This window comes from Amycolatopsis endophytica (assembly GCF_013410405.1).
Taxonomy (GTDB): Bacteria; Actinomycetota; Actinomycetes; order Mycobacteriales; family Pseudonocardiaceae; genus Amycolatopsis_E; species Amycolatopsis_E endophytica.
The window spans coordinates 1,350,971-1,373,688 of record NZ_JACCFK010000002.1 but is presented as its reverse complement, the minus strand read 5'-3'; the positions used below and the strand labels follow the sequence as shown (position 1 = coordinate 1,373,688).

The 22,718-nt window shown below is 71.7% G+C and carries 19 protein-coding genes and 1 pseudogene; 11 read left to right on the top strand and 9 right to left on the bottom strand.

Going from position 1 to position 22,718, the window contains the following annotated elements; genetic code table 11:
- Positions 1 to 43: 43 nt before the first annotated feature.
- The 4 genes from HNR02_RS32085 (at position 44) to HNR02_RS32070 (ending at position 3,309) form a co-directional block, all read left to right on the top strand.
- Positions 44 to 649, top strand: coding sequence for a TetR/AcrR family transcriptional regulator (locus tag HNR02_RS32085; RefSeq protein WP_312861248.1), 606 nt, complete (start codon positions 44 to 46; stop codon positions 647 to 649).
- A gap of 397 nt (positions 650 to 1,046) precedes the next feature.
- Complete coding sequence (gene dctA, locus HNR02_RS32080; protein ID WP_218914352.1) at positions 1,047 to 2,387, top strand: C4-dicarboxylate transporter DctA; 1,341 nt, start codon at positions 1,047 to 1,049, stop codon at positions 2,385 to 2,387.
- Positions 2,388 to 2,403: 16 nt separating this feature from the next.
- Positions 2,404 to 2,763 carry a cupin domain-containing protein gene (locus HNR02_RS32075; protein ID WP_179777354.1) on the top strand — a complete coding sequence of 120 codons (360 nt, stop codon included), beginning with the start codon at positions 2,404 to 2,406 and terminating at the stop codon, positions 2,761 to 2,763.
- Between the two features lie 63 nt (positions 2,764 to 2,826).
- Positions 2,827 to 3,309: a hypothetical protein gene (locus HNR02_RS32070; protein WP_179777353.1), complete on the top strand. Its 483-nt coding sequence runs from the start codon at positions 2,827 to 2,829 to the stop codon at positions 3,307 to 3,309.
- Positions 3,310 to 3,394: 85 nt separating this feature from the next.
- On the opposite strand, the gene HNR02_RS32065 is transcribed toward HNR02_RS32070, so the two are convergent.
- From HNR02_RS32065 to HNR02_RS32055, 3 genes are read right to left on the bottom strand one after another with little or no spacing between them, the layout of a single operon-like run.
- Positions 3,395 to 4,012, bottom strand: a complete 618-nt coding sequence (locus HNR02_RS32065) for a VOC family protein (protein ID WP_179777352.1) — start codon at positions 4,010 to 4,012, stop codon at positions 3,395 to 3,397.
- A 59-nt stretch (positions 4,013 to 4,071) separates the two neighbouring features.
- Positions 4,072 to 5,265, bottom strand: a complete 1,194-nt coding sequence (locus tag HNR02_RS32060) for a cytochrome P450 (protein WP_179777351.1) — start codon at positions 5,263 to 5,265, stop codon at positions 4,072 to 4,074.
- A 47-nt stretch (positions 5,266 to 5,312) separates the two neighbouring features.
- Positions 5,313 to 5,909, bottom strand: coding sequence for a TetR/AcrR family transcriptional regulator (locus HNR02_RS32055; RefSeq protein WP_218914351.1), 597 nt, complete (start codon positions 5,907 to 5,909; stop codon positions 5,313 to 5,315).
- A gap of 76 nt (positions 5,910 to 5,985) precedes the next feature.
- Between HNR02_RS32055 and HNR02_RS32050 the strand changes: the two genes are divergently transcribed.
- Positions 5,986 to 7,212, top strand: coding sequence for a Cmx/CmrA family chloramphenicol efflux MFS transporter (locus tag HNR02_RS32050; protein ID WP_312861247.1), 1,227 nt, complete (start codon positions 5,986 to 5,988; stop codon positions 7,210 to 7,212).
- 150 nt (positions 7,213 to 7,362) lie between these two features.
- Here HNR02_RS32050 and HNR02_RS32045 read toward each other — a convergent pair whose 3' ends face one another.
- The 6 genes from HNR02_RS32045 to HNR02_RS32020 are packed head-to-tail and all read right to left on the bottom strand — an operon-like array spanning position 7,363 to position 14,560.
- Positions 7,363 to 9,000 carry an ABC-F family ATP-binding cassette domain-containing protein gene (locus tag HNR02_RS32045; RefSeq protein ID WP_179777350.1) on the bottom strand — a complete coding sequence of 546 codons (1,638 nt, stop codon included), beginning with the start codon at positions 8,998 to 9,000 and terminating at the stop codon, positions 7,363 to 7,365.
- Positions 9,000 to 10,550, bottom strand: a complete 1,551-nt coding sequence (locus HNR02_RS32040) for an AMP-binding protein (protein ID WP_179777349.1) — start codon at positions 10,548 to 10,550, stop codon at positions 9,000 to 9,002. The genes HNR02_RS32045 and HNR02_RS32040 overlap by 1 nt, the downstream gene beginning before the upstream one ends.
- Positions 10,550 to 11,872, bottom strand: a complete 1,323-nt coding sequence (locus HNR02_RS32035; RefSeq protein WP_179777348.1) for an MFS transporter — start codon at positions 11,870 to 11,872, stop codon at positions 10,550 to 10,552. Before HNR02_RS32035 ends, HNR02_RS32040 begins: the two co-directional genes overlap by 1 nt.
- 42 nt (positions 11,873 to 11,914) lie before the next feature.
- Positions 11,915 to 12,442 (bottom strand): 3-isopropylmalate dehydratase small subunit, encoded by a 528-nt coding sequence (locus tag HNR02_RS32030; RefSeq protein WP_179777347.1) that lies wholly within the window; start codon positions 12,440 to 12,442, stop codon positions 11,915 to 11,917.
- Positions 12,439 to 13,707: a 3-isopropylmalate dehydratase large subunit gene (locus tag HNR02_RS32025; protein ID WP_179777346.1), complete on the bottom strand. Its 1,269-nt coding sequence runs from the start codon at positions 13,705 to 13,707 to the stop codon at positions 12,439 to 12,441. Before HNR02_RS32025 ends, HNR02_RS32030 begins: the two co-directional genes overlap by 4 nt.
- 1 nt (position 13,708) lies before the next feature.
- On the bottom strand, positions 13,709 to 14,560 hold the full coding sequence (locus tag HNR02_RS32020) for an isocitrate lyase/PEP mutase family protein (protein WP_312861246.1): 852 nt from the start codon (positions 14,558 to 14,560) through the stop codon (positions 13,709 to 13,711).
- Between the two features lie 147 nt (positions 14,561 to 14,707).
- On the opposite strand from HNR02_RS32020, the gene HNR02_RS32015 reads away from it, so the two are divergent.
- From HNR02_RS32015 to HNR02_RS31990, 6 genes and pseudogenes are all read left to right on the top strand, one after another.
- A complete protein-coding gene (locus HNR02_RS32015) occupies positions 14,708 to 15,490 on the top strand; it encodes an IclR family transcriptional regulator (protein WP_312861245.1) in 783 nt (260 codons plus the stop codon).
- Positions 15,491 to 16,226: 736 nt separating this feature from the next.
- A complete protein-coding gene (locus HNR02_RS32010; protein ID WP_179777344.1) occupies positions 16,227 to 17,588 on the top strand; it encodes a serine hydrolase domain-containing protein in 1,362 nt (453 codons plus the stop codon).
- Between the two features lie 13 nt (positions 17,589 to 17,601).
- Positions 17,602 to 19,158 carry an ABC transporter substrate-binding protein gene (locus tag HNR02_RS32005; RefSeq protein ID WP_179777343.1) on the top strand — a complete coding sequence of 519 codons (1,557 nt, stop codon included), beginning with the start codon at positions 17,602 to 17,604 and terminating at the stop codon, positions 19,156 to 19,158.
- Positions 19,155 to 20,138, top strand: a complete 984-nt coding sequence (locus HNR02_RS32000) for an ABC transporter permease (protein ID WP_179777342.1) — start codon at positions 19,155 to 19,157, stop codon at positions 20,136 to 20,138. The genes HNR02_RS32005 and HNR02_RS32000 overlap by 4 nt, the downstream gene beginning before the upstream one ends.
- Positions 20,139 to 20,141: 3 nt before the next feature.
- Positions 20,142 to 22,007 carry a dipeptide/oligopeptide/nickel ABC transporter permease/ATP-binding protein gene (locus HNR02_RS31995; protein WP_312861244.1) on the top strand — a complete coding sequence of 622 codons (1,866 nt, stop codon included), beginning with the start codon at positions 20,142 to 20,144 and terminating at the stop codon, positions 22,005 to 22,007.
- Positions 22,004 to 22,711, top strand: a pseudogene (locus tag HNR02_RS31990) (ABC transporter ATP-binding protein); the annotation flags it as partial. The gene HNR02_RS31995 and the pseudogene HNR02_RS31990, both read left to right, overlap by 4 nt.
- Positions 22,712 to 22,718 lie beyond the last annotated feature (7 nt).

Here is a 22,718-nt window from a genome sequence, read left to right as displayed (position 1 = left end):
TACTTCCAGACCGATCGGTGCAGAAGGGGTAGGATGTGTCGGCGTGGACGCCAAGAAGAGCCCGATCGGCAGGCCGAGGGGCTTCGACGCCGACGAGGCCCTGGAACGCGCGATGCTCGTCTTCTGGGAACGGGGCTACGAAGGCGCCAGCCTCACCGACCTGACCGGCGCGATGGGCATCACGCGGACCAGCATGTACGCGGCCTTCGGGAACAAGGAGGAGTTGTTCCGCAAGGCCGTGCAGCGGTATGCCGAAGGCCCCGGCGCCTACGTGGCGCGCGCGCTGGGGGAGCCGACGGCGCGTCAGGTGGCGAGGGCGTTGCTGGCCGGATCGGTGTGCGCGACCACCGGTGCGGACCGCCCCGCCGGATGCCTGGTCGTGCAGGGATCGCTGGCCGCCGGCGAGTCCGGCCGCCCGGCGCGCGACGAGCTGGCCGGGTGGCGGGAGGTCGCTTGTGCGCACCTGCGCGACCGGTTCCGGCGCGCGGTCGAGGAGGGCGATCTGCCCGCGGACTCGGATCCCGCGGTGCTCGCCCGGTACGTGATGACGGTGGCTCATGGCATCGCGGTCCAGGCCGCCGGCGGCGCCGGACGCGCGGAACTCGAGCTGGTGGCCGGTGCGGCGCTGCGGAACTGGCCACCCGCCTGAGGGTGGCTCGCCCCGACTGCAAGCGGGGAAGTCGAATCGGGTCTCGCTGCGGGGCCGTCGGCTCGTCACGACCTCGGCCCGCGTGCAGGGCGGACACCCGCCGGGCCGGGGCGGCCCTTCACCTCGCGGGCCCTGTGTTCCAGGGCCAGCTCGTCACCGACCCTGGGCCGTGCACCGCCCGCCCGCCGGACTGAACGCGGCGGTCGGGCCCGCACGCGCATCCCGTTCGCCGAGGCCCCTCGGGCGCGTACTTCACGATCGGTGTCGACCCCGCCCTCAGTTGTCGCGAATGTCCGTTCAGGGCCCTGTGTAGCGATCTTGCCCTCGTGAACGTGTTGACCTTTGTCGACCAGATTGTTAACAATGCTGGTGTCGATACTGTTCACAAAGGGGTGCAATGGTCGAGCGTGGAACATCTCCGGAACGCGCCGGGCTGCCGGGCAGGCTGATGACGGCGGTGCGGCAGCTCTACGTCCAGGTCCTGGTCGCGATCGTGCTGGCCATCGTCGTCGGACTGGCGTGGCCGGGGTTCGGGGCGAACCTCAAACCTCTCGGCGACGCCTTCATCTCCATCCTCAAGGTGCTGATCGGGCCGATCATCTTCTTCACGGTGGTGCAGGGGCTCGCGCAGATCAGCAACCTCAGCAAGCTGGGGCGGGTGGTACTCAAAGCGTTCGTGTACTTCGAAGTCGTCAGCACGCTCGCGCTGCTGATCGGCCTGGTGGTGGGCAACGTGCTCGAACCGGGCGCCGGACTGCACGCCTCCGGTGAGGTGACCGACCAGATCGCCGGGTACGAACAGGCGGCCGAGGAGTCCGGCGGGATCGTGCACTTCCTGCAGGACCTGATCCCGGACACGTTCTTCAGCGCCTTCACCGAGGGTGAGATCCTGCAGATCCTGATCCTGTCGCTGGTGTTCGGCGTGGCCGCGCTGCTGCTGAACGAGAAGGTGCCGACCGTGATGCGGCTCGTCGCCGAGGGCCAGCAGGTGTTCTTCAAGATGCTCGGGTTCGTCATGCGGCTCGCGCCGTTCGGTGCGTTCGGGGCGATGTGCTACACGGTGAGCACCTACGGCAGCGCGACACTGCTGAGCCTGTTCGAGTTCGTGCTGATGGTGTACGCGACGGCGCTGGTGTTCGTCCTCGTCGTGCTGGGCGGCATCTGCGCGCTGTGCGGGCTGTCGATCTTCAAGGTGCTGCGCCTGATCCGCGACGAACTGGTGCTGGTGCTGGGAACCTCGTCGTCGGAGGTGGCGCTGCCGCGGCTGCTGGCGAAGCTGGAGCGGGCCGGGTGCGAGAAGTCCGTGGTCGGTCTCGTGATCCCGGCCGGGTACAGCTTCAACATGGACGGCACCGCGATCTACATGTCGATGTCGGTGCTGTTCATCTCGCACGCCACGGACACGCCGCTGAGCCTCGGACAGCAGCTGGGTGTGCTGGTGGTGCTGCTGTTCACCTCCAAGGGCGGGGCCGGGGTGTCCGGGCTGGGTTTCGTGAAACTCAGCGCGACGCTGCAGTCGGTGAAGGTGCTGCCCATCGGCGGTCTCGGCGTGCTCATCGGCGTCGACCGGTTCATGTCGGAGGTGCGCTCGCTGACCAACCTGGTCGGCAACACCGTGGCGACGCTGGCCATCGCCAAGTGGGAGAAGTCCTTCGACGCGGCGAAGTTCCACGCCTACTACGCCAACCCGGTCCTGGACGATCCGGAACCGGAGGAGGTATCCGCGGCGAAGGTGTGACAGTACTGTCGGCGGAATGGACGTTTCCGACGCGGCAGCCCTCGTCGTCACGCGTGCCGACGGTGGAACGGGTGGCGAGGACTGGACGGAGAACTTCGAGGAACTGCCCGGCGGCGCGGGCGTGTCGATCATCCTCGAATCGACGTCGCGGTCCGGAGTGGGGCCCCGCCTGCACCGGCATCCGTACGCGGAGACGTTCGTCATCCGCCGCGGCAGCGCCGGATTCACGATCGGCGCGCACCGGCTCACCGGCCGGGCCGGCCAGGTTCTGGTCGTCCCGGCCGGTGAGCCGCACAAGTTCATCACCGGCCCGGACGGCTACGAAGCCGTCCACATCCACGCGAACCCCCGCTTCGTGACCGACTGGCTCGAGTAGCCGGGGCGGCAGGAACAGGTCAGGCGGCGGTTTCCCGTTCGTGCCCGCCGTGACAACTGGTGCATGAGCCGACACGCACCCGTACTCGCCGCACTGGCCCTGCTCCTCGCCGGCTGCGGGAGCCAGGCCCCGGTGGCGCAGGAGCCGCCGCCCCCGCCTCCCGCGCCACCCACGACCACCGCGCCGCCGACGACCACCGCGCCGCCCACGACCAGCAGCAGTGTGAATCCCCGCCCGCCCGCGCCGCCGAGTTCGAAGGTGAAGGACTGCTTCGACGCCGACTGCACCCTCGTGCTGACGAAGCCGACGACCATCCCGCTGGACGAGAAGACGTTCCACCACGGATCGATGCGCGTCACGGCGATCAGCGCGGACAGCCTGTCTTTCAGCGTCGCCTACTCGGGAGGCGGTGGCGCGGAGTCGTCTGTCGGCCCAGGGCTGGGCAACGCCAGCTTCGGGTTCATCGGCTCGCCGTCGGTCGAGGTCGGGCTGACGCTCGTCGACGGCAAACCCGCCCTGGTACTCCAGCCCGGCCCCATCACCTGAGGGCGGCGATCCCCTTCCGCGACTTCGATGGGCGGGGTGTCGTCGAGGCCGGGCGCCGCGGCCGGGCCGCTGTAGTAGCGGCACATCACCGCACGGCCGCGGCGGAGGTGGTCTCCCAGGCGAAGCCGTCCGGGTCGGTGAAGGGCTCGACCGCGCCGCGGACCGCGATCCGGTGCGACCCGGAACCGTCGGGGGAGACCCCGGCGTTCTTGGCGAGCGCGCGGCGTTTGTTCAGCGCCAGCTTGATCTCCCCGGTCTCGAACTCGACGTAGCTGCCGAAGCTCTTGCCCGTCTTCAGGCCACGCTCGACGTAGAACTTCCTGCTCGCGGACACGTGCTCCACACCGAGCAGGAGCACGAGCGAGTCGAACTCCTTGCTCGCCGGACCGCTGTCCTTCTTCTTGGAGGTCGCGATCGTCCACACGGTCCCGTCCGGCGCCTCGACCGTAGCGCCGTAGCCCCACAGCGACTTCGCGGCGGGCTTGATCGTTTTCGCGCCACCGGCCAGCGCCGCGTCCACCAGGGCGTCGACGTTGCCGGGCTGGGACACCACCAGTGACAGGGTGAACCCGCGGAATCCGTCGGTCGGCGCCTGCGAGGCCCGGAAGCGCAGCTGGGTGCCCAGCCCGAAGGCGGTGGCGTAGAAGCGTTCGGCGGCGGCCGGGTCGGCCACTTCGAGGACGATGCTGTCGATTGAGGTCATGACGGGAACGTTAGGTCCACGCAGGTCACCGGCGCTTCTCGATTCCTGATCGCTTCGCCTCACACGTCCCAGGTGACCGGGAGCGAGCGGACGCCGTGGATGCTGGTGCCGTGCCTCAGGGGCACCTCCTCCGGTGGGACCGCCAGGCGCAGCGTCGGGAAGCGCGTGAGGAGCGCGGGGAACGCGACGCGCATCTCGACACGGGCCAGTTGCTGCCCCAGGCACTGGTGGATGCCGTGCCCGAAGGCCAGCTGCCCCGCGGCGCGGCGGTGCACGTCGAGGTCGTCCGGGGCGGGGAAGCGGGCCGGGTCGCGGTTGGCGGCCTGCAGGGCGACCGCGACCGACTCGCCCGCCTTGATCACCTGGCCGTCCACCTCGACGTCCTCCAGCGCGGCCCGCACCGCCGTGTGGGCGATCGTGAGGTAGCGCAGCAGTTCCTCGACCGCGCTGTCGGCCAGCCCCGGATCGTCGCGGAGCGCGGCGAGCTGCGCGGGGTGGCTCAGCAGGGCGAAGGTGCCCAGCGCCAGCATGGTCGCGGTGGTGTCCAGGCCGGCGCCCAGCAGGAACGTGCCGACCCCGGACAGCTCCTCATCGGTGAGATCACTGCCGGTCAGGTCACCGAGGACGTCGTCGGTCGGCTCGGCGCGCTTGGCCCGCACGAGGTCGCGCAGATAGTCCTGGACCGCGGCGTAGGCGGCGAACTGCTCCTCGGGCGCGGCGCCCTGCCCGGTCAACACCGCGACCTGGCTCTTGAAGAACTCGCGGTCGGCGTAGGGGACGCCGAGCAGTTCGCAGATCATCACCGCCGGGACGGGGAACGCGAATGCCTCCACCAGATCCACGTCAGGGCCCCGGCGTTCCATGGCGTCCAGGTGCTCGGCGGCGACCTCCTCGGTGCGGGCGGTCAGCTGCCGCATCCGGCGCACCGTGAACTTGCCCGCGAGCAGCCTGCGGAAGCGGGTGTGCTCGGGCGCGTCCATGCCGGCCAGGTCGCCGGGCGGAGCGGGCGGGATCTCTCCGGTCAGGCCGGGGAACGGATAGTGCATGCGCTCGTAGCGGGAGGTGAACCGGGAATCGCCCAGCACCGCGCGGGCCTGGGCGTGGCCGGTGACCAGCCACCCGCGGTGCCCGTCCGGGTAGGTCATCCGGGCCACCGGGTGCTGGTCGCGGATCCCGGCGAGTTCCGCGGGCGGATCGAAGGGGCAGCCCGCGGGACGTTGCGCGGGCATCGAGGTGAGGTCGTTCTGCTGCATGACCACACCGTGCCGGGCGCCGGTTCCAGCGTGGCTTCATCGCGCTTTCAGGCGCGTGGCCACGCGCTGATCGCCAGCGCGGCGACCTGCTCGAGCCTGCGCCGGGGCACACCGTCGCGCGCCTGCTGCGCGATGCCGTTCAGCACGGCCATCGTGTGGGCGGCGAGGGCCTCTGGGTCGGTGCCGGGCGGCAGGACACCGGAGGTGACGTCGCGGCGGATGCGGTCGGCGATCAGCGCCGTGTTCCGCTTCCGCATCCCGCACAGGGTCCGGCGTGCGCCCTCGTCGGTGGTGCCCGCGTCGCCGCTGGCGATCAGGCAGCCGCTCGGCAGGCCGCGCCGGGTGTAGCGGCCGGGGGCCCTGGTGAAGATCCGCGTCACAGCTGCTTCCGCGGTGGGCTCCTCGTCGAGGGCTTCCTCGATGAACCCGCCGTACTCCCGGTGGTAGACGCGGACCGCCTCGCCGAACAGGGTCTGCTTGTCCCCGAAGGCGCTGTAGAGGCTCGGAGCGCCGATCCCCAGCTCCTCGGTGAGATCCCGGACGGACGTGGCTTCGTACCCGTCGCGCCAGAACAGGCGGATGGCCTTGTCGAGGGCCGCGTTCCGGTCGAAGGACCGCGGCCTGCCGCGTCGCGTCGTCACCATCCGGAAATTCTAGAACGTTCGCTAAAGAATATGCTACGGTCCCATTCTGTAACACTCGCTAGAGAAAGGGTGGGTCGTGGAACCACCGGCAGGACAGGTGATCGCGGAGCGGAGCACCCGGATGCCCGCCGCGGTCTGGATCATCGGCGCCGGGATCTTCGCCCAGGGCACGAGCGAGCTGGTGCTTGCCGGGCTGCTGCCCGAGCTGGCGCGGGACCTGTCGGTCACCATCCCGCGAGCGGGCCTGCTCATCTCAGGGTTCGCGCTCGGCATGCTGGTGGGTGCGCCGGTGCTGGCCGTGACGACGCTGCGCTGGCCGCGCCGCCGTGCGATGCTCGCGTTCCTGGCGGTCTTCGTCGCGGCGCACGTCGTCGGCGCGCTCACCGGCAGTTACGCGGTGCTGTTCGCGATGCGGTTCCTCGGTGCGTTCGTCTACGCCGGGTTCTGGGCCGTGGGCGGAAGCGCGGCGATGGCGCTCGCCGGGCCGAGGCGGCGGGGACAGGCGATGAGCGTCGTCGCGGGCGGGCTGACCGTCGCGACCGTGCTCGGGCTGCCCGCGGGCACCTGGATCGGGCAGCACCTCGGCTGGCGGGGTGCGTTCTGGACGGTCGCCGCGCTGTCGTTGCTCGCCGCTGTCGCCGTCGCCGCGGGGGTGCCCGACCTGCGTCCCACCACGGCTCCCCGGGCTCGCGACGAACTGCGTGGCATGGCCGTGCCCCGATTGTGGTTGTCCTACGCCAAAACCGCGGTCGCGACGGCGGCTTTGCTGGGCACGTTCTCCTACCTCGGGGCGATGCTCGTCGACACGACCGGTCTTGCTGCGGCCTGGGTGCCGCTGGTGCTGCTCACCTACGGCGTGGGCGCGCTCGCGGGGGTCGCCGTGGGCGGGACGGCCGCCGACCGGTACCCGCGTGGTGTGCTGGGCGCAGGGTTCGCCGTTCTGGTGGTGGCCTCGGTCCTGTTGGCCCTGACCGCACACCACGTCGCGCCGGTCGTCGTGCTGGTGCTGGTGCTCGGCTTCGCGGGGTTCGCCACCAATCCCGCGCTCAACTCACGCGTCGCCGGAATCGCCCCCGCGGCCCCGACCCTCGCGGTGGCGGGCAACACCGCGGCGTTCAACGTCGGCATCAGCGCCGGGCCGTGGCTGGGCGGAATGGCGCTCACCGCGGGGCTCGGTTACCCGGCGGTGCCGTGGATCGGGGCGGCTCTTGCGGTGGTCGCGATCGCGCTCTGGCTGCTCGATGTCCACCTGACCCGCCGCGCCGTTCCGGTGGCCGGTGCCGCGGAGACCTGCACGGTGTGATCCGACGAGCCTGCTGTTCGCGGTCGCTCCTACTCGTGCTCGACATAGTGGACGTGCGCGCCGCGATTGCCGAAGCGGGCCACGAAATCACCTGCGCGCCCGGCCCGCGGAGCCGCAACTGCGACGTCCTCGGGGGCGAACGGTGATGCCTCAGCTCTCCCTGACCATGCCCGCCGCCACTGCGAGCCGGCGGGTGACGTGCACCGCTTCGAGCATGCGGCGGTCGTGCGTCACCAGGAGCAGGGTGCCGGGGTAGCGGTCCAGCGCGGACTCCAGCTGCTCGATCGCCGGGAGGTCGAGGTGGTTGGTCGGCTCGTCGAGGACCAGCAGGTTCACTCCGCGTGCCTGCAGCAGGGCCAGCGCCGCCCGGGTGCGTTCGCCGGGGGAGAGCGTCGCGGCGGGGCGGAGCACGTGGGCGGATTTCAGGCCGAACTTCGCCAGCAGGGTGCGCACGTCCGCGTCGGCCAGCTCCGGCACCTCCTGCCCGAACGCCGACGCGAGCGGATCGTCCCCGAGGAACAGCCGCCGCGCCTGGTCCACCTCGCCGACGACCACGCCCGGCCCCAGCGACGCGGTGCCCTCGTCCAGCGGCAGTCGTCCCAGCAGGGCGGCCAGCAGTGTCGACTTACCGGCACCGTTGGCGCCGGTGATCGCGATCCGGTCCGCCCAGTCGACCTGCAGTGTCACCGGCCCGAGGGTGAACCCGCCGCGCCGCACGACCGCGCCGGACAACGTCGCCACCACCGCACCCGCCCGGGGAGCGGCGGCGATCTCCATCCGCAGCTCCCACTCCTTGCGCGGCTCCTCGACGACCTCCATCCGCTCGATCATCCGGTCGGTCTGGCGGGCCTTCGCCGCCTGCTTCTCGGTGGCCTCGGCGCGGAACTTGCGGCCCGCCTTGTCGTTGTCGCTCGCCTTCCGGCGGGCGTTCTTGACGCCCTTCTCCATCCACGCCCGCTGCGTGCGGGCTCGCTCCTCCAGTGCCGCCCGCGTCGAGGCGTACTGCTCGTACTCCTCGCGTTCGTGCCGCCGCGCGACCGCCCGTTCCTCCAGATAGGACTCGTAACCACCGCCGAAGAGGCGGACCTGCCGCTGCGGCAGGTCGAGTTCGAGGACCCGGTCGACCGTGCGGGCCAGGAACTCCCGGTCGTGGCTGACCAGCACCGTCCCGGCACGCAGCCCGGTGACGAACTTCTCCAGCCGGGCCAGGCCGTCCAGGTCCAGGTCGTTGGTCGGCTCGTCGAGCAGGAACACGTCGTAGCGGCTCAGCAACAGCGACGCCAGCCCGGCACGCGCGGCCTGCCCGCCGGACAACGCGGTCATCGGCTGGTCCAGGTCCACCGTCAACCCGACCTCGGCGGCCACCTCACCCGCCCGGTCGTCCAGGTCGGCACCGCCGAGGGAAAGCCAGCGCTCCAGCCCCGCCGCGTAGGTGTCGTCGGCGCCCGGCGCGCCTTCGGTGAGCGCTTCGGTGGCCACGTCGAGTTCGGCCTGCGCGGCGGCGACACCCGTGCGGCGAGCCAGGAACGCGTACACCGTCTCGCCGGGACGCCGCTCCGGCTCCTGCGGCAGGTGCCCGACCGTCGCGGCGGGCGGATCGAGCCGGATCTGCCCCTCCTCCGGCTTCTCCAGGCCGGCGAGCAACCGCAGCAGGGTCGACTTGCCCGCGCCGTTGACCCCGACGAGCCCGGTCACCTCGCCCGGCGCGACCACCAGATCGAGCCCGGAGAACAGGGTGCGGTCACCGTGACCGGCGGCCAGTGCCTTCACCGCGAGAGTGGCGCTCATCAGGACCCGACGATACCCGGCCCCGGTCCTTCCGCGGCGCGCAGCACGGTGCGCAGGATCTTCCCGGACGCCGATTTCGGGATCGCGTCGAGGAATTCGACACGGCGGACCTTCTTGTGCGGGGCGATCCGCGCCGCCACGTAGTCCATGACCTCGGCCGCGTCGAGCGCGGCACCGGGCCGCCGGACCACGAACGCCTTCGGGATCTCCTCCCCGTCGTCGTCGAGGACACCGACCACGGCGGCGTCGTCGATGCCGGGATGGGTGAGCAGCAGCGCCTCCAGCTCGGCGGGCGGCACCTGGTAGCCCTTGTACTTGATCAGTTCCTTGACCCGGTCGACGATCGAGAACACCCCGTCCGCGGTGACGGTCGCGACATCGCCGGTGTGCAGCCAGCCCTCCGCGTCGAGGGTCGCCGCCGTGGCCTCGGGGTTGTCGAGGTAGCCGCTCATCACGTTGGGCCCGCGCACCCACAGTTCGCCGCGTTCGGCGTCGGCACCGGAAGCGGGATCCACCAGGCGGCATTCGACGTTCGGCAGCGCGACGCCGACGCTCGCCGGATCCATGGTGGTGCCCTCGGGAACCGCGTGCGAGACCGGGGACATCTCGGTCATGCCGTAGCCCTGCACCACCTCGCAGTCCAGCCTGCGCGCGACCGACCGCGCCAGTTCGCCGTCGAGTGGCGCCGCGCCGCTGAACACCAGCTCGACGCTGGAGAGATCAGCGTCGTCGACGAGTGGGCTCTTCGCCAGCAGGACCGCGGTCGGGGGCGCGATGTAGAGCTTGGTGATCCGGTGCTTCTCGATCAGCCGCAGCATCCCGGTGAGGTCGAAGCGCGGCATCGTGACCAGCGGGACGCGCCGGTGCAGCGCGTGGTTCATCAGCACGGTCATGCCGTAGATGTGGAACAGCGGCAGGACGGCGAGCAACACCGTGGATTCGGTGGTGCGGCCCATGCGGGAGAACTGCAGGACGTTGGCCACCAGGTTCCGGTGGGTCAGGACGACGCCCTTGGCCGGTCCGGTCGTGCCGGAGGAGTACGGCAGGACCGCGGTGTCGCCGGGTCCGGTCAGCAGCGGCGGTGCCGCGCCGGGCAGCGTGTCGATCCGGCGGTGGCCCGGCGCGTCGTCCAGGGTCAGGACTTCGGCGATACCGGCCTTCTCGGCGGCCGCGGTGGCGACGTCGAGCAGGCCCGCCGTGGTGACCAGCAGGCTCGCACCGGAGTCGACGAGCTGGTGGGCCAGTTCGGTGGCGGTGTAGAGCACGTTGGCGCTGGTCACGACGGCGTTCGCGCGCAGGATGCCGTGGAAGGCCGCGATCCACTCGGGCGAGTTGGGCGCGAACAGTCCGACGACCGAGCCGCGGCCGGTGCCGCGGGCGTGCAGTCCGGCGGCGATCCGCCGGACCCGCTCGTCCAGCTGGCGCCGGGTCGTCACGCGGCCCGCGGGGTCGATCAGGGCGGGTGCGTCGGACGGCTCGTCGCCGAACAGCAGCCCGGTGAGGGTGGTGCCGGGGATGTCGAGGTCGGGGAAGGGGCTGCGGATGATCATCAGACGGGCAACCGATCGTGGCCGGTTTCGCGCAGCGACAGCACGGTGATCAGGCCGATCACCGCCACGCCGAGCAACCAGTACGCGGGCGACATCGGGTCGCCGGTGCTTTCCACCAGCTGCGCGGCGACGTAGGGGGCGCTGCCACCGGCGATGATCGTGCCGACGTTGAACCCGAGCGCGACGCCGGTGTAGCGGATCCGGCGCGGGAACAGTTCGGTGAACTGCGGGAACGCGGGCACCTGGGCCAGGCCGTTGAGTGCCATGTAGACCACGTAGATCAGCGTGACCACGACGATGCTCGACGTGGCGCCGAGCAGGGCGAACGCGGGCCACGCCACGACCAGGTAGGCGACGTAGGCGGTGATGAGCACCGGGCGGCGCCCGAACCGGTCGGTCAGCATCCCGGCGAGCGGGTAGGTGGCGCAGGCCAGCGCGATCCCGATCGCCGAGGCCCAGTACACCGGCTGCTTGCCGAACCCCTGCGTCTGGATCAGGTAGGTGGAGAAGTAGGTGAGCCCGATGTAGCCGGTGCCGTTCATGGCGATCGCGATGCCGACCACGCGCAGCACCGCCAGCGGCTTCTCCTTCACGACCGCGAGCAGCGGGCTGCGCACCACTTCCCGCTTGTCCGCCATGGCTTCGAACTCCGCGGTGTCCTCCAGCCGCACCCGGACCCACAGGCAGATCGCGGCCAGCGGCAGCGAGATCAGGAACGGCACCCGCCAGCCCCACGCGGACATCTGCTCGGCCGAGGTCACCGCGGTCATCAGCCCGACCACCGCGGCCGCGACCGAGAACCCGAGCGTCGAACCGACCGGGGTGAGCGAGCCGAACAGACCGCGTTTGCCCGGTGGCGCGGATTCGGCGACGTAGGTGGCGGCGCCGCCGATCTCCCCGCCCGCCGAGAAGCCCTGCGCGAGCCGGATGAGCACGAGCAGGACGGGCGCGATCACCCCGGCCGAGGCGTAGGACGGCAGGATCCCGAGCAGCCCCGAGAACAGGCCCATCGTGACGACGGTGACGACGAGCGCGTGCCGCCGCCCGCGGCGGTCGCCGAGCCTGCCGAAGAACCAGCCGCCCAGCGGGCGCATCACGTAAGCGGAGCCGAAGACGGCCAGCGTCAGCAGAACGGAGACGGCGGGCTGGTCGCTGGGGAAGAACAATGGACCGAGCGTGACCGCGAGGAAGGCGTACACGCTGAAGTCGTAGTACTCGATCAGCGTGCCGACGCCGCCTGCGATCGCCGCGCGGCGGGCGGAGGGGCCGGTCGAGGTGGGTGGCGCGGCGGAAACGCCCCGAGGTGTGGTGGTTTCGGACATGTCGGCTCCTGATCAGCGCTGATCTGGTCGGTGGGGAAGGGGTCAGCGGGCGTGTTCGGCCAGCAGCAGCTTCAGCGAGCCGCCCGCCTCGATCACCCGCACGACCCGGTCGCTGGGCGGGGTGCCGCGCAGGATCCGGCCGTCGTCGAGGGTCACGGCGGCCTTGCGCCAGTCCAGGGACACGCCGTCGCCGGTCGTGACCTCCGCACTGATGCCGGGCACGGCGATCAGCGGGACGCCGTTGTAGGTTTCGCCGCGCCAGAACCCGGGGGAGAACGATTCGGCGAGCACGGCGGCGATGCCGAGGTCGCGCAGCGCCACCATCGGCGGGTAGTGCGGGTGGCCGTAGCCGAAGTTGCGGCCACCGACGATCACGTCACCCGGGCGCACACGGTCGGCGAAACCCGGATCGTAGGCCCGCATCACCTTGCCGCGCAGGAACTCCGCGTCGTAGGACTTGATGTTCTCGACCCCGATCACCAGGTCGATGTCGAAGTCGTCGCCGAACACCCAGGCGACGCGGCCGCGGATGACGTCCGGCGGGGGCGGGTAGTCACGGGCGGCGCTCACGAGCGGCCCACCTCCCCGGCCGAGCTGATCGTGCCTGCCACGGCGCTCGCGGCGACCGTGAAGGCCGACCCCAGGTAGATGTTGGATTCGGTGCTCCCCATCCGGCCGGAGATGTTGAGCACGCCCGTGGAGATGCAGTTTTCACCCGCCTGCAACGGTTTCTGGTAGCCGAAGCAGAAGTCGCAGCTGGAGCGGGCGATGTTCGCGCCCGCCGTGCGCAGCACGTCGAGCAGTCCCTCGTCCTCGGCCTGCCGGTGCACGGCCTCCGAGGTCGGCACCACGTTCAGCTCGACCCCTGGTGCCACCGACCGGCCATCGAGCACCAGCGCGGCGGCGCGGATGTCCTCGATCCGGCCGCTGGCACAGGAACCGATGAACGCCTTGGTCACCGGCGTTCCCGCCAGTTCGGCGGCGTCGCGGGTGTTGGCCGAGCGGGCCGAGCCCGGCAGCACGACGCGCGGGCGCAGCGTGGCCAGGTCGTAGGTGTGCACGGCGGCGTACTCCGCGTCCGCGTCGGGCAGCTGCGGCGTGAAGTCCGTCCGGGCCACGTTCCGCGCGTAGGCGAGTGCGGTCTCGTCCGGTTCGAACACCGCCGACACCGCGCCGGTGAACATCGCCATGCCGCACAGGCCCTGCCTGCGGTCGATCGGCATCGCCCGCGCGCCCGGCCCCGCGTACTCCATGACCTGGTGGGCGCAGCCGTCCGCGCCGTGATCGGCGATGATCTGGTGCACCAGGTCGCGGCTGTCGACACCCGGCGCGAACTCGCCGGTCAGCTCGAACCGGGTGGTGGCGGGGACGTCGAGGAAGATCTGCCCGGAGACCCACGCCTCCAGCAGGTCCCGCCGCACACCCCAGCCGAGCGCGCCGAACGCGCCCGCCCCGGAGACGTGGCCGTCGAAGTGGATCAGGAAGTTGCCGGGCAGCGCGTAGCCGAGCTCGGCCATCACCTGGTGCCCGATCCCGCGTGCCTCGTGCAGTTCGATGCCGTAGAACTCGCACCAGTCGCGGGTGACCTGGTGGACCTCCTGCTCCTTGGCGTTGCCGCGGGTGAGCATGTGGTCGATGAACACGACGTAGCGCTCCGGCTCGGCGAGCGAGCGGATGCCGAAGTCGTCGTGCATCTGGCGGAACATGACGTCGGTGTAGCCGGGGAAGTCGTAGGCGATCATGTAGTCCGGCCGCACCGGCAGGCTGTCCCCGGCGTGCACGCGGTCCTTGCCCGCCGCGCGCGCCAGGATCTTCTCGGCGATCGTGCTGCCCACGTCAGACCTCCGCCGGCAGGTACTTGTGCTGCTGGCGCTCGATCTCGTCCATCCCGATGAGGGCGACGAAGTCGTGGTGCGCCAGGCCGTCCTCGCTGACGACGGCGGGTGGTTCGCCGGACGCGAGGCGCCGCAGGGCTCGCTGGGCCGCGCCGGTGACGGCCATCAGCACCTGGGTCGGCAGCAGCGCGATCCGCACGCCGATCTGCTCCATCACCTCGGGCGTGAACTCGCGTTCGGTCCAGGCGGACGCGGTGAGCGTGGCCATCAGCGGGACGCCGGTGACCTCGTGGCAGCGCGCCCATTCCCCGACACTGCTGAAGGTCTTGGTGACCGGCATGATCAGGTCGGCACCGGCGGCGACGTAGGACTCGGCGCGGCGCAGTGCCTCGTCGCCCTTCGCGTCGGTGCGGGCGATGACGAGCATGTCGCCCGCCGCGTCCTTGACCGCGCGCACCTTGCCCTCGGCCTCGGCGAGGGTGGTGAGCTCGACCTCGGCGCCGGGGATGAGCGGGCAGCGCTTGGGCGAGCGCTGGTCCTCCAGGAACACCGCGGCGACCCCGGCGTCGGCGAAGCGGCGGGCGGTGCGGGCGGCGTTGACGGCGTTGCCGTAGCCGGTGTCGATGTCGGCGATCACGGGCAGCGCGCTGGCTTCCCGGATCGTGCGGACGGCCTGCAGGTTCTCCGACATCGTGTACAGCTCCGCGTCGGGGTAGCCGAGTGCGGCGGAGATCGCGAAGCCCGACGCGCACAGTGCCGGGAACCCGGCCTGTTCGGCCAGGCGGGCGGTCAGCCCGTCCCAGACGCCCGGGGCGTAGACCAGCCGGTCGGAGATCATCTCGCGCAGATCCACAACTCACCTCTCTGTGTATCGTGATGCGATACGCGTTACGAAAACTGTGCGCGAGGGAGGCGGGACGTGTCAAGACGTCCGGGACGGACGATGGCTAACCTGGGGCGGACCAGGCGCGCGAGGGATGAGGTGACAGTGGCCGGCACGGTGCCTGGAGAAAACCACGACGGGACCCGGGAGACCGTCACCGCGGTGCTGCGTGCCTGCCAGCTGCTCGGCCAGTTCAGCCCGGAACGCCCGGTGATCACGCTGGCCGAGCTGACGGCCGCGAGCGGTCTCAACAAACCCACGGTCCACCGGCTGATGACCTCGCTGGTGGAGGCGGGCTGGGTGCACCGCGATTCCGGTGGGGCGTACCGGATCCAGCTGCCGTTGTTCACCATCGGCGCGGCCGCGCTCGCCGAGTTCGATCTGCGCGGCGCGGCCCGTCCGGCACTGGAGGCGCTCGCGCACCGCTTCGGCGACACGGCGTTCCTGATGGTGCCCTCCGAGGCCGGGGCGGTGTGCATCGACCGCGTCGAGGGCGGCAAACCGCTCGTGCTGGCCGCGATCGGGATCGGTTCGGTGCTGCCCTACCACGCGGCGGCCGCGCCGGTCGTGATGGCGGCGTTCGACGCGGACCTGCGCGAACGGGTGCTGGCTGGGCCGCTGCCCGCCTTCACCGCGGGCACGCACGTCGATCCGGCCGAGTTCGCCGCCCACCTGGACCGCGTCCGCGCCGACGGGGTGTCGTTCAGTCACGACGATTATCTGAACGGTGTCTCCGCCGTGGCCGCCCCGGTGCTGGGCGCGGGCGGAACCTTGGTGGCGACGCTGTCGCTGGGTGGCCGGAGCGAGGACTTCCGCGACGGTGAAGGAGAGGCGCGGGCAGCCGCTGTGCGCGAATCGGCGGCCGCCCTGACGCGATCCGTTGTGGCGGCGCGCATCTGAGGTTTGGGGTTGCCGCTACGCGGGTTTTTGCGCTGCGCGCGGCTGAAAGCACCGGCTTCGCTTCGCTACGCCCCGATTGTGGCCGCCCCGATTTTTGATTATTTCTGCGGCCGAGCGGGGGCTGTCAAGGCGGGAAAGAGTACCTTGACAGCCCCCGGTCGGCCGCAGAACTGGGCTGTCGATCGGGGTGCGGGGGAGGGCTGGGCGGCCTGGTGGCTGGTTTGCGTTGCCGGGCGGCGGTTCGGTGCGTGGGCGGCGTCCCGGAGGAGCAAACACGCTGCCCGGAACGGCAAACACGCCAGCCGGAACGGCAAACACGGCGCGTCGGCGCCGTGTTGGCCGCTCCGGGCGCCGTGTTGGCCGTTCGGGGCGCCGTGTTGGCCGTTCCGGGACGTGCACGTCACGCTCGCGAACCGGCGCCCGGCAACGGGACGCAACCCTCCTCCCGAACCAGACCTGTCCCGCACCCGATCCCCCGCCAAAGACACTGAAAGATCGGGTTCGGGAGGGCCACACCGCCGGGCGCGCCAGCGCCCAGGCGCCGGGGCGTAGCTTGCGAAGCCGGTGCCTGCAGCCGCGCGCAGCGCACAGCCCGCGCAGCGCGCAACGCGCGCGCAACAACGCCCGCAGTGCCCAAATCCGCAGAGCACAGCTTCGTCCCCGGCCACCAATTCACCCGGCCGCGTTCGTCGGAACGGACGAACTTTTCCGCCGTGCGCGGGGCTACGTTGGCCCGATGGCGAACCTGGACGAGATCGGCGGCTGGCTCGACGACGAGTTCCCCCGTCTGGTCGAACGGTACGACGTGCCCGGCGCGGCGATCGCGGTCTCCGTCGCGGGCGAGGTGGCCGACGCGGCCGCCGGGGTGCTCAGCAGGGCGACCGGCGTCGAGGCCACGACGGATTCGGTGTTCCAGATCGGGTCCATCACCAAGGTCTGGACCACGACGCTCGCGATGCAGCTCGCCGACGAAGGGGCGCTCGACCCCGACGCGCCGGTGCGGCGGTATCTGCCGGACTTCCGGGTGGCGCGCGACTCCGAAGCGATCACGGTACGTCAGCTGATGTGCCACACCGCGGGCTTCGAGGGCGACCTGTTCACCGACACCGGCCGCGGTGACGACTGCGTCGAGAAGTACGTGCCGACGCTGGCCGGCACCGCCCAGCTGTTCCCGCCCGGTGAGATGTTCTCCTACAACAACGCGGGCTTCGTCGTGCTCGGCCGGATCGTCGAGGTGCTGCGGGACAAGCCCTTCGACCGCTGCCTGCACGACCACCTGGCCACGCCGCTCGGCCTGACGCACTTCGCCACGTGCGCGGACGAGGCGATCCTGCACCGCGCCGCGGTCGGGCACCTGCCGGAGGGGCGGCCCGCGCCGGTGTGGGGCCTGGCCAGGTCGAACGGGCCAGCCGGTTCGCAGCTGGCGATGCGCCCGCGGGACCTGCTGGCCTTCGCGAACCTGCACCAGAGCGGCGGGACGGCCCCGGACGGCACGGCGCTGCTCAGCGCCGCGAGCGTGAAGGCCATGCGGGAACGGCAGGTCGGCCTGCCGCCACTCGGGTTGATGGGCACCCACTGGGGACTGGGCTGGGAGCTCTACGACTGGCCGGACGGCACGGTCATCGGCCACGACGGCGGGACCATCGGGCAGGCCGCGTTCCTGCGGATCGTGCCGGACCGGGACGTCGCGATCGCGCTGCTCACCAACGGTGGTGACCCGATCGGCCTGCACACCGAGGTCTACGGGCATCTGCTGCGGGAACTCGCCGGGATCGAGCTGCCCCCGCTGCCGGTGCCACCCGCCGCCCCGGAGCCCTTCGACGCCGCGCGTTACCTCGGTACCTACTCCAGCGAAGTCGCCGATCTGACCGTGACGCAGGACGACGACGGCCGGGTCTGGCTGGACCAGCGGCCCAAGGGCGTGCTCGCCGACCTGAGCTCCGCCGAGCGCGGCGAGCTGGTCCGGCTCGACGACGACGTGCTCATCCCGCTCACCCCGGCCCACGGAGTCCACCTGCCGCACGTGTTCCTCGGCGACGACGGCGACGGTCGCGCCAGGTTCCTTCACACCGGGCGCGCCACTCGCCGCTCCCGCTAGCCCAGGAGGCACGATGAAGACCGCTCTGACGACGGCCGCCGCGGCGGTGCTGGCGATGGCTCTGGCCGCGTGCGGCGGGGGCACGGGCGCGACCACTGTGGACGGTGGCACGTTCACGCTGGTCTCGGCCGGTGACCCGGGCAACCTCGACCCGCACTTCACCTCGCTCTCGGTCACCATCCAGGCCGACCGGTTCCTCTACGACACACTGGTGAACGTCGACTCCGGTGGCGCGCTGACCGCCGGGCTCGCGGAGAAGTGGGAGGGCGACACCACCACCGCGAAGTACACCTTGCGCAAGGGTGTCACGTGCTCGGACGGCACCCCGCTGACCGCGTCCCAGGTCGCCGACAACATCAACTTCGTGAGCGACCCGGCGAACGCCGCGGCTTCGCTGGGGCTCTACGTCATGCCCGGCGCGAAGGCGACCGCGGACGACGCGGCCGGCACGGTCACCGTCACCAGCGCCACCCCGGACTCGTTCCTCGTCCGCAACATCGGCGGCCTGTTCATCGTGTGCGGCAGAGGGATGGCCGACCGCTCGATCCTCAGGCAGGGCGCCGACGGGACCGGCATGTTCACCCTCACCGAGGCGGTCGCGGGCGACCACTACACGCTCACCCGGCGCAAGGACTACGCGTGGGGTCCCGGCGACTGGAAGACCGACACCAGGGGGCTGCCCGACACCGTCGTGATCCGGGTCGTCGGCAACGAGCTCACGGCGTCGAACCTGCTGGTGTCCAAGGAGGTCAACGCGGCCGCCGTGGTGGGGCCCGACCAGCAGCGCCTCAAGGGCATGGGACTGACCCAGCACGACACCGAGTCGCCACTGGGCGAGCTGTGGTTCAACCAGCGTCCCGCCGTGCCGGGCGCGGACGTCGCGGTGCGGCGCGCGCTGACCCAGGCGCTCGACCTCGGCCAGCTCGGCCAGGTGCTGACCAGCGGGACGGGCAAACCGGCGAACGGGCTGCTGGCACCGGGCCTCGGCCCGTGCGGCGCCGACACGATCGCCGGGCTGCTGCCCGCGTCCGATGCGGACGCCGCGAAGTCCGGATTGGACGCGGCGGGCTGGGTGGCCGGTGCGGACGGCGTGCGCACCAAGGGTGGCAAGCGGCTCGCGCTGACCTTCTACTACCCGTCGACACTGGGCTCGACCATGCAGGCCGCCGCGGAGCTGGTGCAGCAGCGCTGGTCCGCGGTCGGCGCCGAGGTCGCCCTCAAGGGCATGACCGACACCGAGAGCACGCAGGTCCTGATGGAGGGCAACTGGGACGCGGCACTGGTGCCGTTGGGGGTGTTCCTGCCCTCGCAGCTCGTGCCGTTCTTCTCCGGCAGCGCCAACAACTTCGCCGCTGTCGACAACCCCGCTTACGAGGCGGCGGTCCAGCAGGCCACGACGATCGCGGGTGCCGACGGATGCGGCAAGTGGGCCGAGGCCGAGCAGGCGCTCGTGCGGGAGCTGAACGTGGTGCCGTTCGTCAACGCGGTGCGGCCGACGTTCGTGCAGGGCGCCACGCTCGAAACCAGCCAGGGCAGCATCGACCCGGCCTCGATCCGGATGCTGGGGTGAGCACCGCCGTCGGCGGCCGCGTGGCCGCACTGGACAACGCCTGGCTCCGCTTCGCCGTGCGGCGCTGCGGCCGGCTGCTGGTGGCGGTCTGGGTCCTGCTCACCGCCGCGTTCGGCATGATCCACCTGATCCCCGGCGATCCGGTGCGGGCCGCGCTCGGCCCGTCCGCCCCGGCCGAACTCGTCGCGGCCCGCCGCGCGGCACTCGGGCTCGACGACCCGCTGTGGCAGCAGTACCTGCACTACCTCGGCGACCTGTTCACCGGCAAACTCGGCACCTCGCTGGGGTCGGGACTGCCGGTGGCGCAGGTGATCGGGGACCGGCTGCCCGCGACGCTGGAGATCGCGGGCTACGCGTTCCTCTTCGCGGTCGTGGTCGCGGTCCCGCTCGGCACGGGCATGGCGGTGCTGACCCGTGGCGGGCGGCGCCGCCGCGGCGAACTCGCCTTCACCTCCACGACGGCCGTACTGGCCGCGATCCCGGAGTTCCTCGTCGCGGTGGGACTGGTGTTCGTGTTCGGGGTGACCCTGGGGTGGCTGCCGGTGGCGGGCCGCTCCGGGCCGGAGTCCTACGTGCTGCCGGTGCTGGCGCTGGCGGCGGGCCCGGCCGCGATCCTGGCCCGCATCACGCGGGTGGAGATGCTCGCGGTGCTGCGCGCCGACTACATCCGCACCGCACGGGCCAAACGCCTGCCCGCGAGCTGGGTGTACCTGCGGCACGCGCTGCCCAACGCGCTGACGGCGGCACTGACGCTGGGCGGGCTGCTGCTCAGCGCGATGGTCGCGGGCACGGTGCTGGTGGAGAACGTGTTCGCCTGGCCGGGACTGGGCAGCACCATCGTGCAATCCATCCTCACCAAGGACTACCCGCTGGTGCAGGGCATCGTGCTCGTCTACGGCCTCGGTGTGCTGCTGGTGAACCTCCTCGTCGACGTCGCACTCGCGCTGCTCGACCCCCGCTCGACGATCCGGGAGGGCTGAATCGTGGGCAAATGGGGTGCCGCGCTGCGCCGTCCCCTGGGCGCGAGTGCCGCGGTCGTCGTGGTCGTCGTCCTCGGGCTCGCCGTGGCCGCGCCGCTGCTGTGGGGAGACCGGGCCGCCGCGCTCGACACGGCCCAGATCCTGCAGGGCCCGTCGGCCGCGCACTGGATGGGCACCGACAGCCTGGGCCGGGACGTGTTCTTCCGGGTGCTGGTCGCGACCCGGCTCTCGGTCGAGCTGGCGCTGGCCGCGACCGCGATCGGGGTGGTGGCGGGCCTGCTGCTGGGCACCGCCGAGGTCCTGCTCGGCAGACGCGCCGGACGGTTCGTGTCCGCGGTGGTCGACCTCGCGGTGGCCTTCCCCGGGCTGCTGCTGGCGCTGTTCTTCGCGGTGATCTTCGGCGTCGGCGCGCGGGGCAGCGTGCTCGCGATCGGCCTGGCGATCGCGCCCGCGCTCGCCCGGCTCACCCGGACGCTGGTGGCGCGGGTCGCGGCGCTCGACTACGTCGCCGCCGCGCGGATCGTCGGCGTGGGCCGGTTCCGGCTGCTGGCACGGCACATCCTGCCCAACATCGCCGAACCGCTGATCGTCAACGCGACCATCACGACCGGCACCACCCTGCTGTCCTTCGCCGGGCTGTCGTTCCTGGGCCTTGGCGTGCAGTCCCCGGACTACGACTGGGGCCGCCTGCTCCGCGACGGGCTCGACGTGCTCTACCTGCACCCGGCGGCCGCGCTGGCGCCCGCGGTCGCGGTGGTGGTCGCCGGGCTCGGGTTCAGCCTCTTCGGTGAGGCGATCGCCACCGCGATCGGGCAGGACGCTCCCGCCAGGCACACCGCGGACACCCCGGAACCACCGGCGGCCGGCCCCCTTGCCGCGCCGGAGAACCCGGTTCTGGTGGTCGAGGGCCTGCGGGTCGCCTTTCCCGGCGTGACCCCGGTGCGCGGGGTGAGTTTCGCCATGGCACGCGGGGAGTCCGTCGGGGTGGTGGGGGAGTCGGGGTCGGGCAAGAGCCTCACCGCGCTCGCGATCGCGCAGCTGATCGAGGAACCCGGGCGGGTGCACGCGAAGCGTCTGGAGTTCCTCGGGCAGGACCTGCCCGGGGCGGACGCGCGGGCGCGGCGGCGGTTGCTGGGCACCTCGTTCGCGATGGTCTTCCAGGATCCGATGACCTCGTTCAACCCGGTGCGGCGCGTCGGCGCGCAACTCGCCGAGGTGGCGCGTCACCACCAGGGACTGGGCCGGAAAGCGGCATTCGCGCGGGCGATCGACCGGCTGCACGCGGTACGGCTGCCCGGTGCCGCGCGGCGGGCGCGGCAGTACCCGCACGAGTTCTCCGGCGGGATGCGGCAACGCGCGATGATCGGCATGGGCCTGATGGGCTCGCCCGCGCTGATCGTGGCCGACGAGCCGACGACGGCGCTCGACGTGACCGTGCAGAGCCGGGTGCTGCGGCTGCTGGAGGACGTGCGGGCCGCCGAGGACGTCGCGATCCTGCTGATCAGCCACGACATCGGCGTCGTCGGGCGGATGTGCGACCGGGTGCTGGTGATGTACGCGGGCCGGATCGTGGAGGATCTCCCGGCCACCGCGCTCGACGAGGCCCGCCACCCGTACACCCGCGCCCTGCTCGCGGCCGTGCCGGACATGACGACCGACCGCGACCAGCCGATGGCCGTCATTCCCGGCCGTCCCGCGGATCCGGCTGACCTGCCGCCCGGCTGCGCCTTCGCGCCGCGCTGCCCGCTGGCGGACGAGCGGTGCGCGAGCGAGGACCCGCCGCTGACCGGCAACGGGCACCGGATCGCGTGCTGGCATCCGGAACCGGTGCGCGACGGCGAACGGGTCCGGGCGGGGGAGGCACGATGAGCGAACTGCGCTTCGAGGGCGTGTCCGTCCACTACGGATCGCGGCGGCGGGGGACGACCGCCGTGGACGGGGTGGATCTCACGGTGCCGGACGGCGCGATCGTCGGCCTGGTCGGCGAATCGGGCTCCGGCAAGTCGACGCTGGCCCGCGCCGCCGTCGGCCTGGCCCCGGTCAGCGGCGGGCGGATCCTGCTCGACGGAGCACCGGTCCGGCAGCCCGGTCCGGTGCAGATGGTGTTCCAGGACCCGTACTCGGCGCTGGACCCGCGGATGACGGTCGGCGCGTCCATCGCCGAGGCCCTTCCGCGCGGCAGCGACCGCCGCGCCGAGGTGGAACGGCTGCTGGCCCAGGTCGGGCTTCCCGCCGACCGCGCGGGAATGCTGCCCGGCAGGCTGTCCGGTGGGCAGCGTCAGCGGGTCGCGCTGGCGCGGGCGCTCGCCGCGCGGCCGGAGGTGATCATCGCCGACGAGATCACCTCCGCGCTCGACGTGTCGGTGCAGGGCACGGTGCTCAACCTGGTGCGTGACCTGCAACGCCGGACGCGGCTGTCGATGTTGTTCATTTCCCACGACCTCGCGGTGGTGCGCTACGTCAGCGACTTCATCGCCGTGCTGTACCGGGGCCGGATCGTCGAATCCGGCCCCGCCGGCGAGATCCTCGCCGGTCCCCGAGACCCCTACACCCATGAGCTGCTCGCGGCGGCTTCGCGCA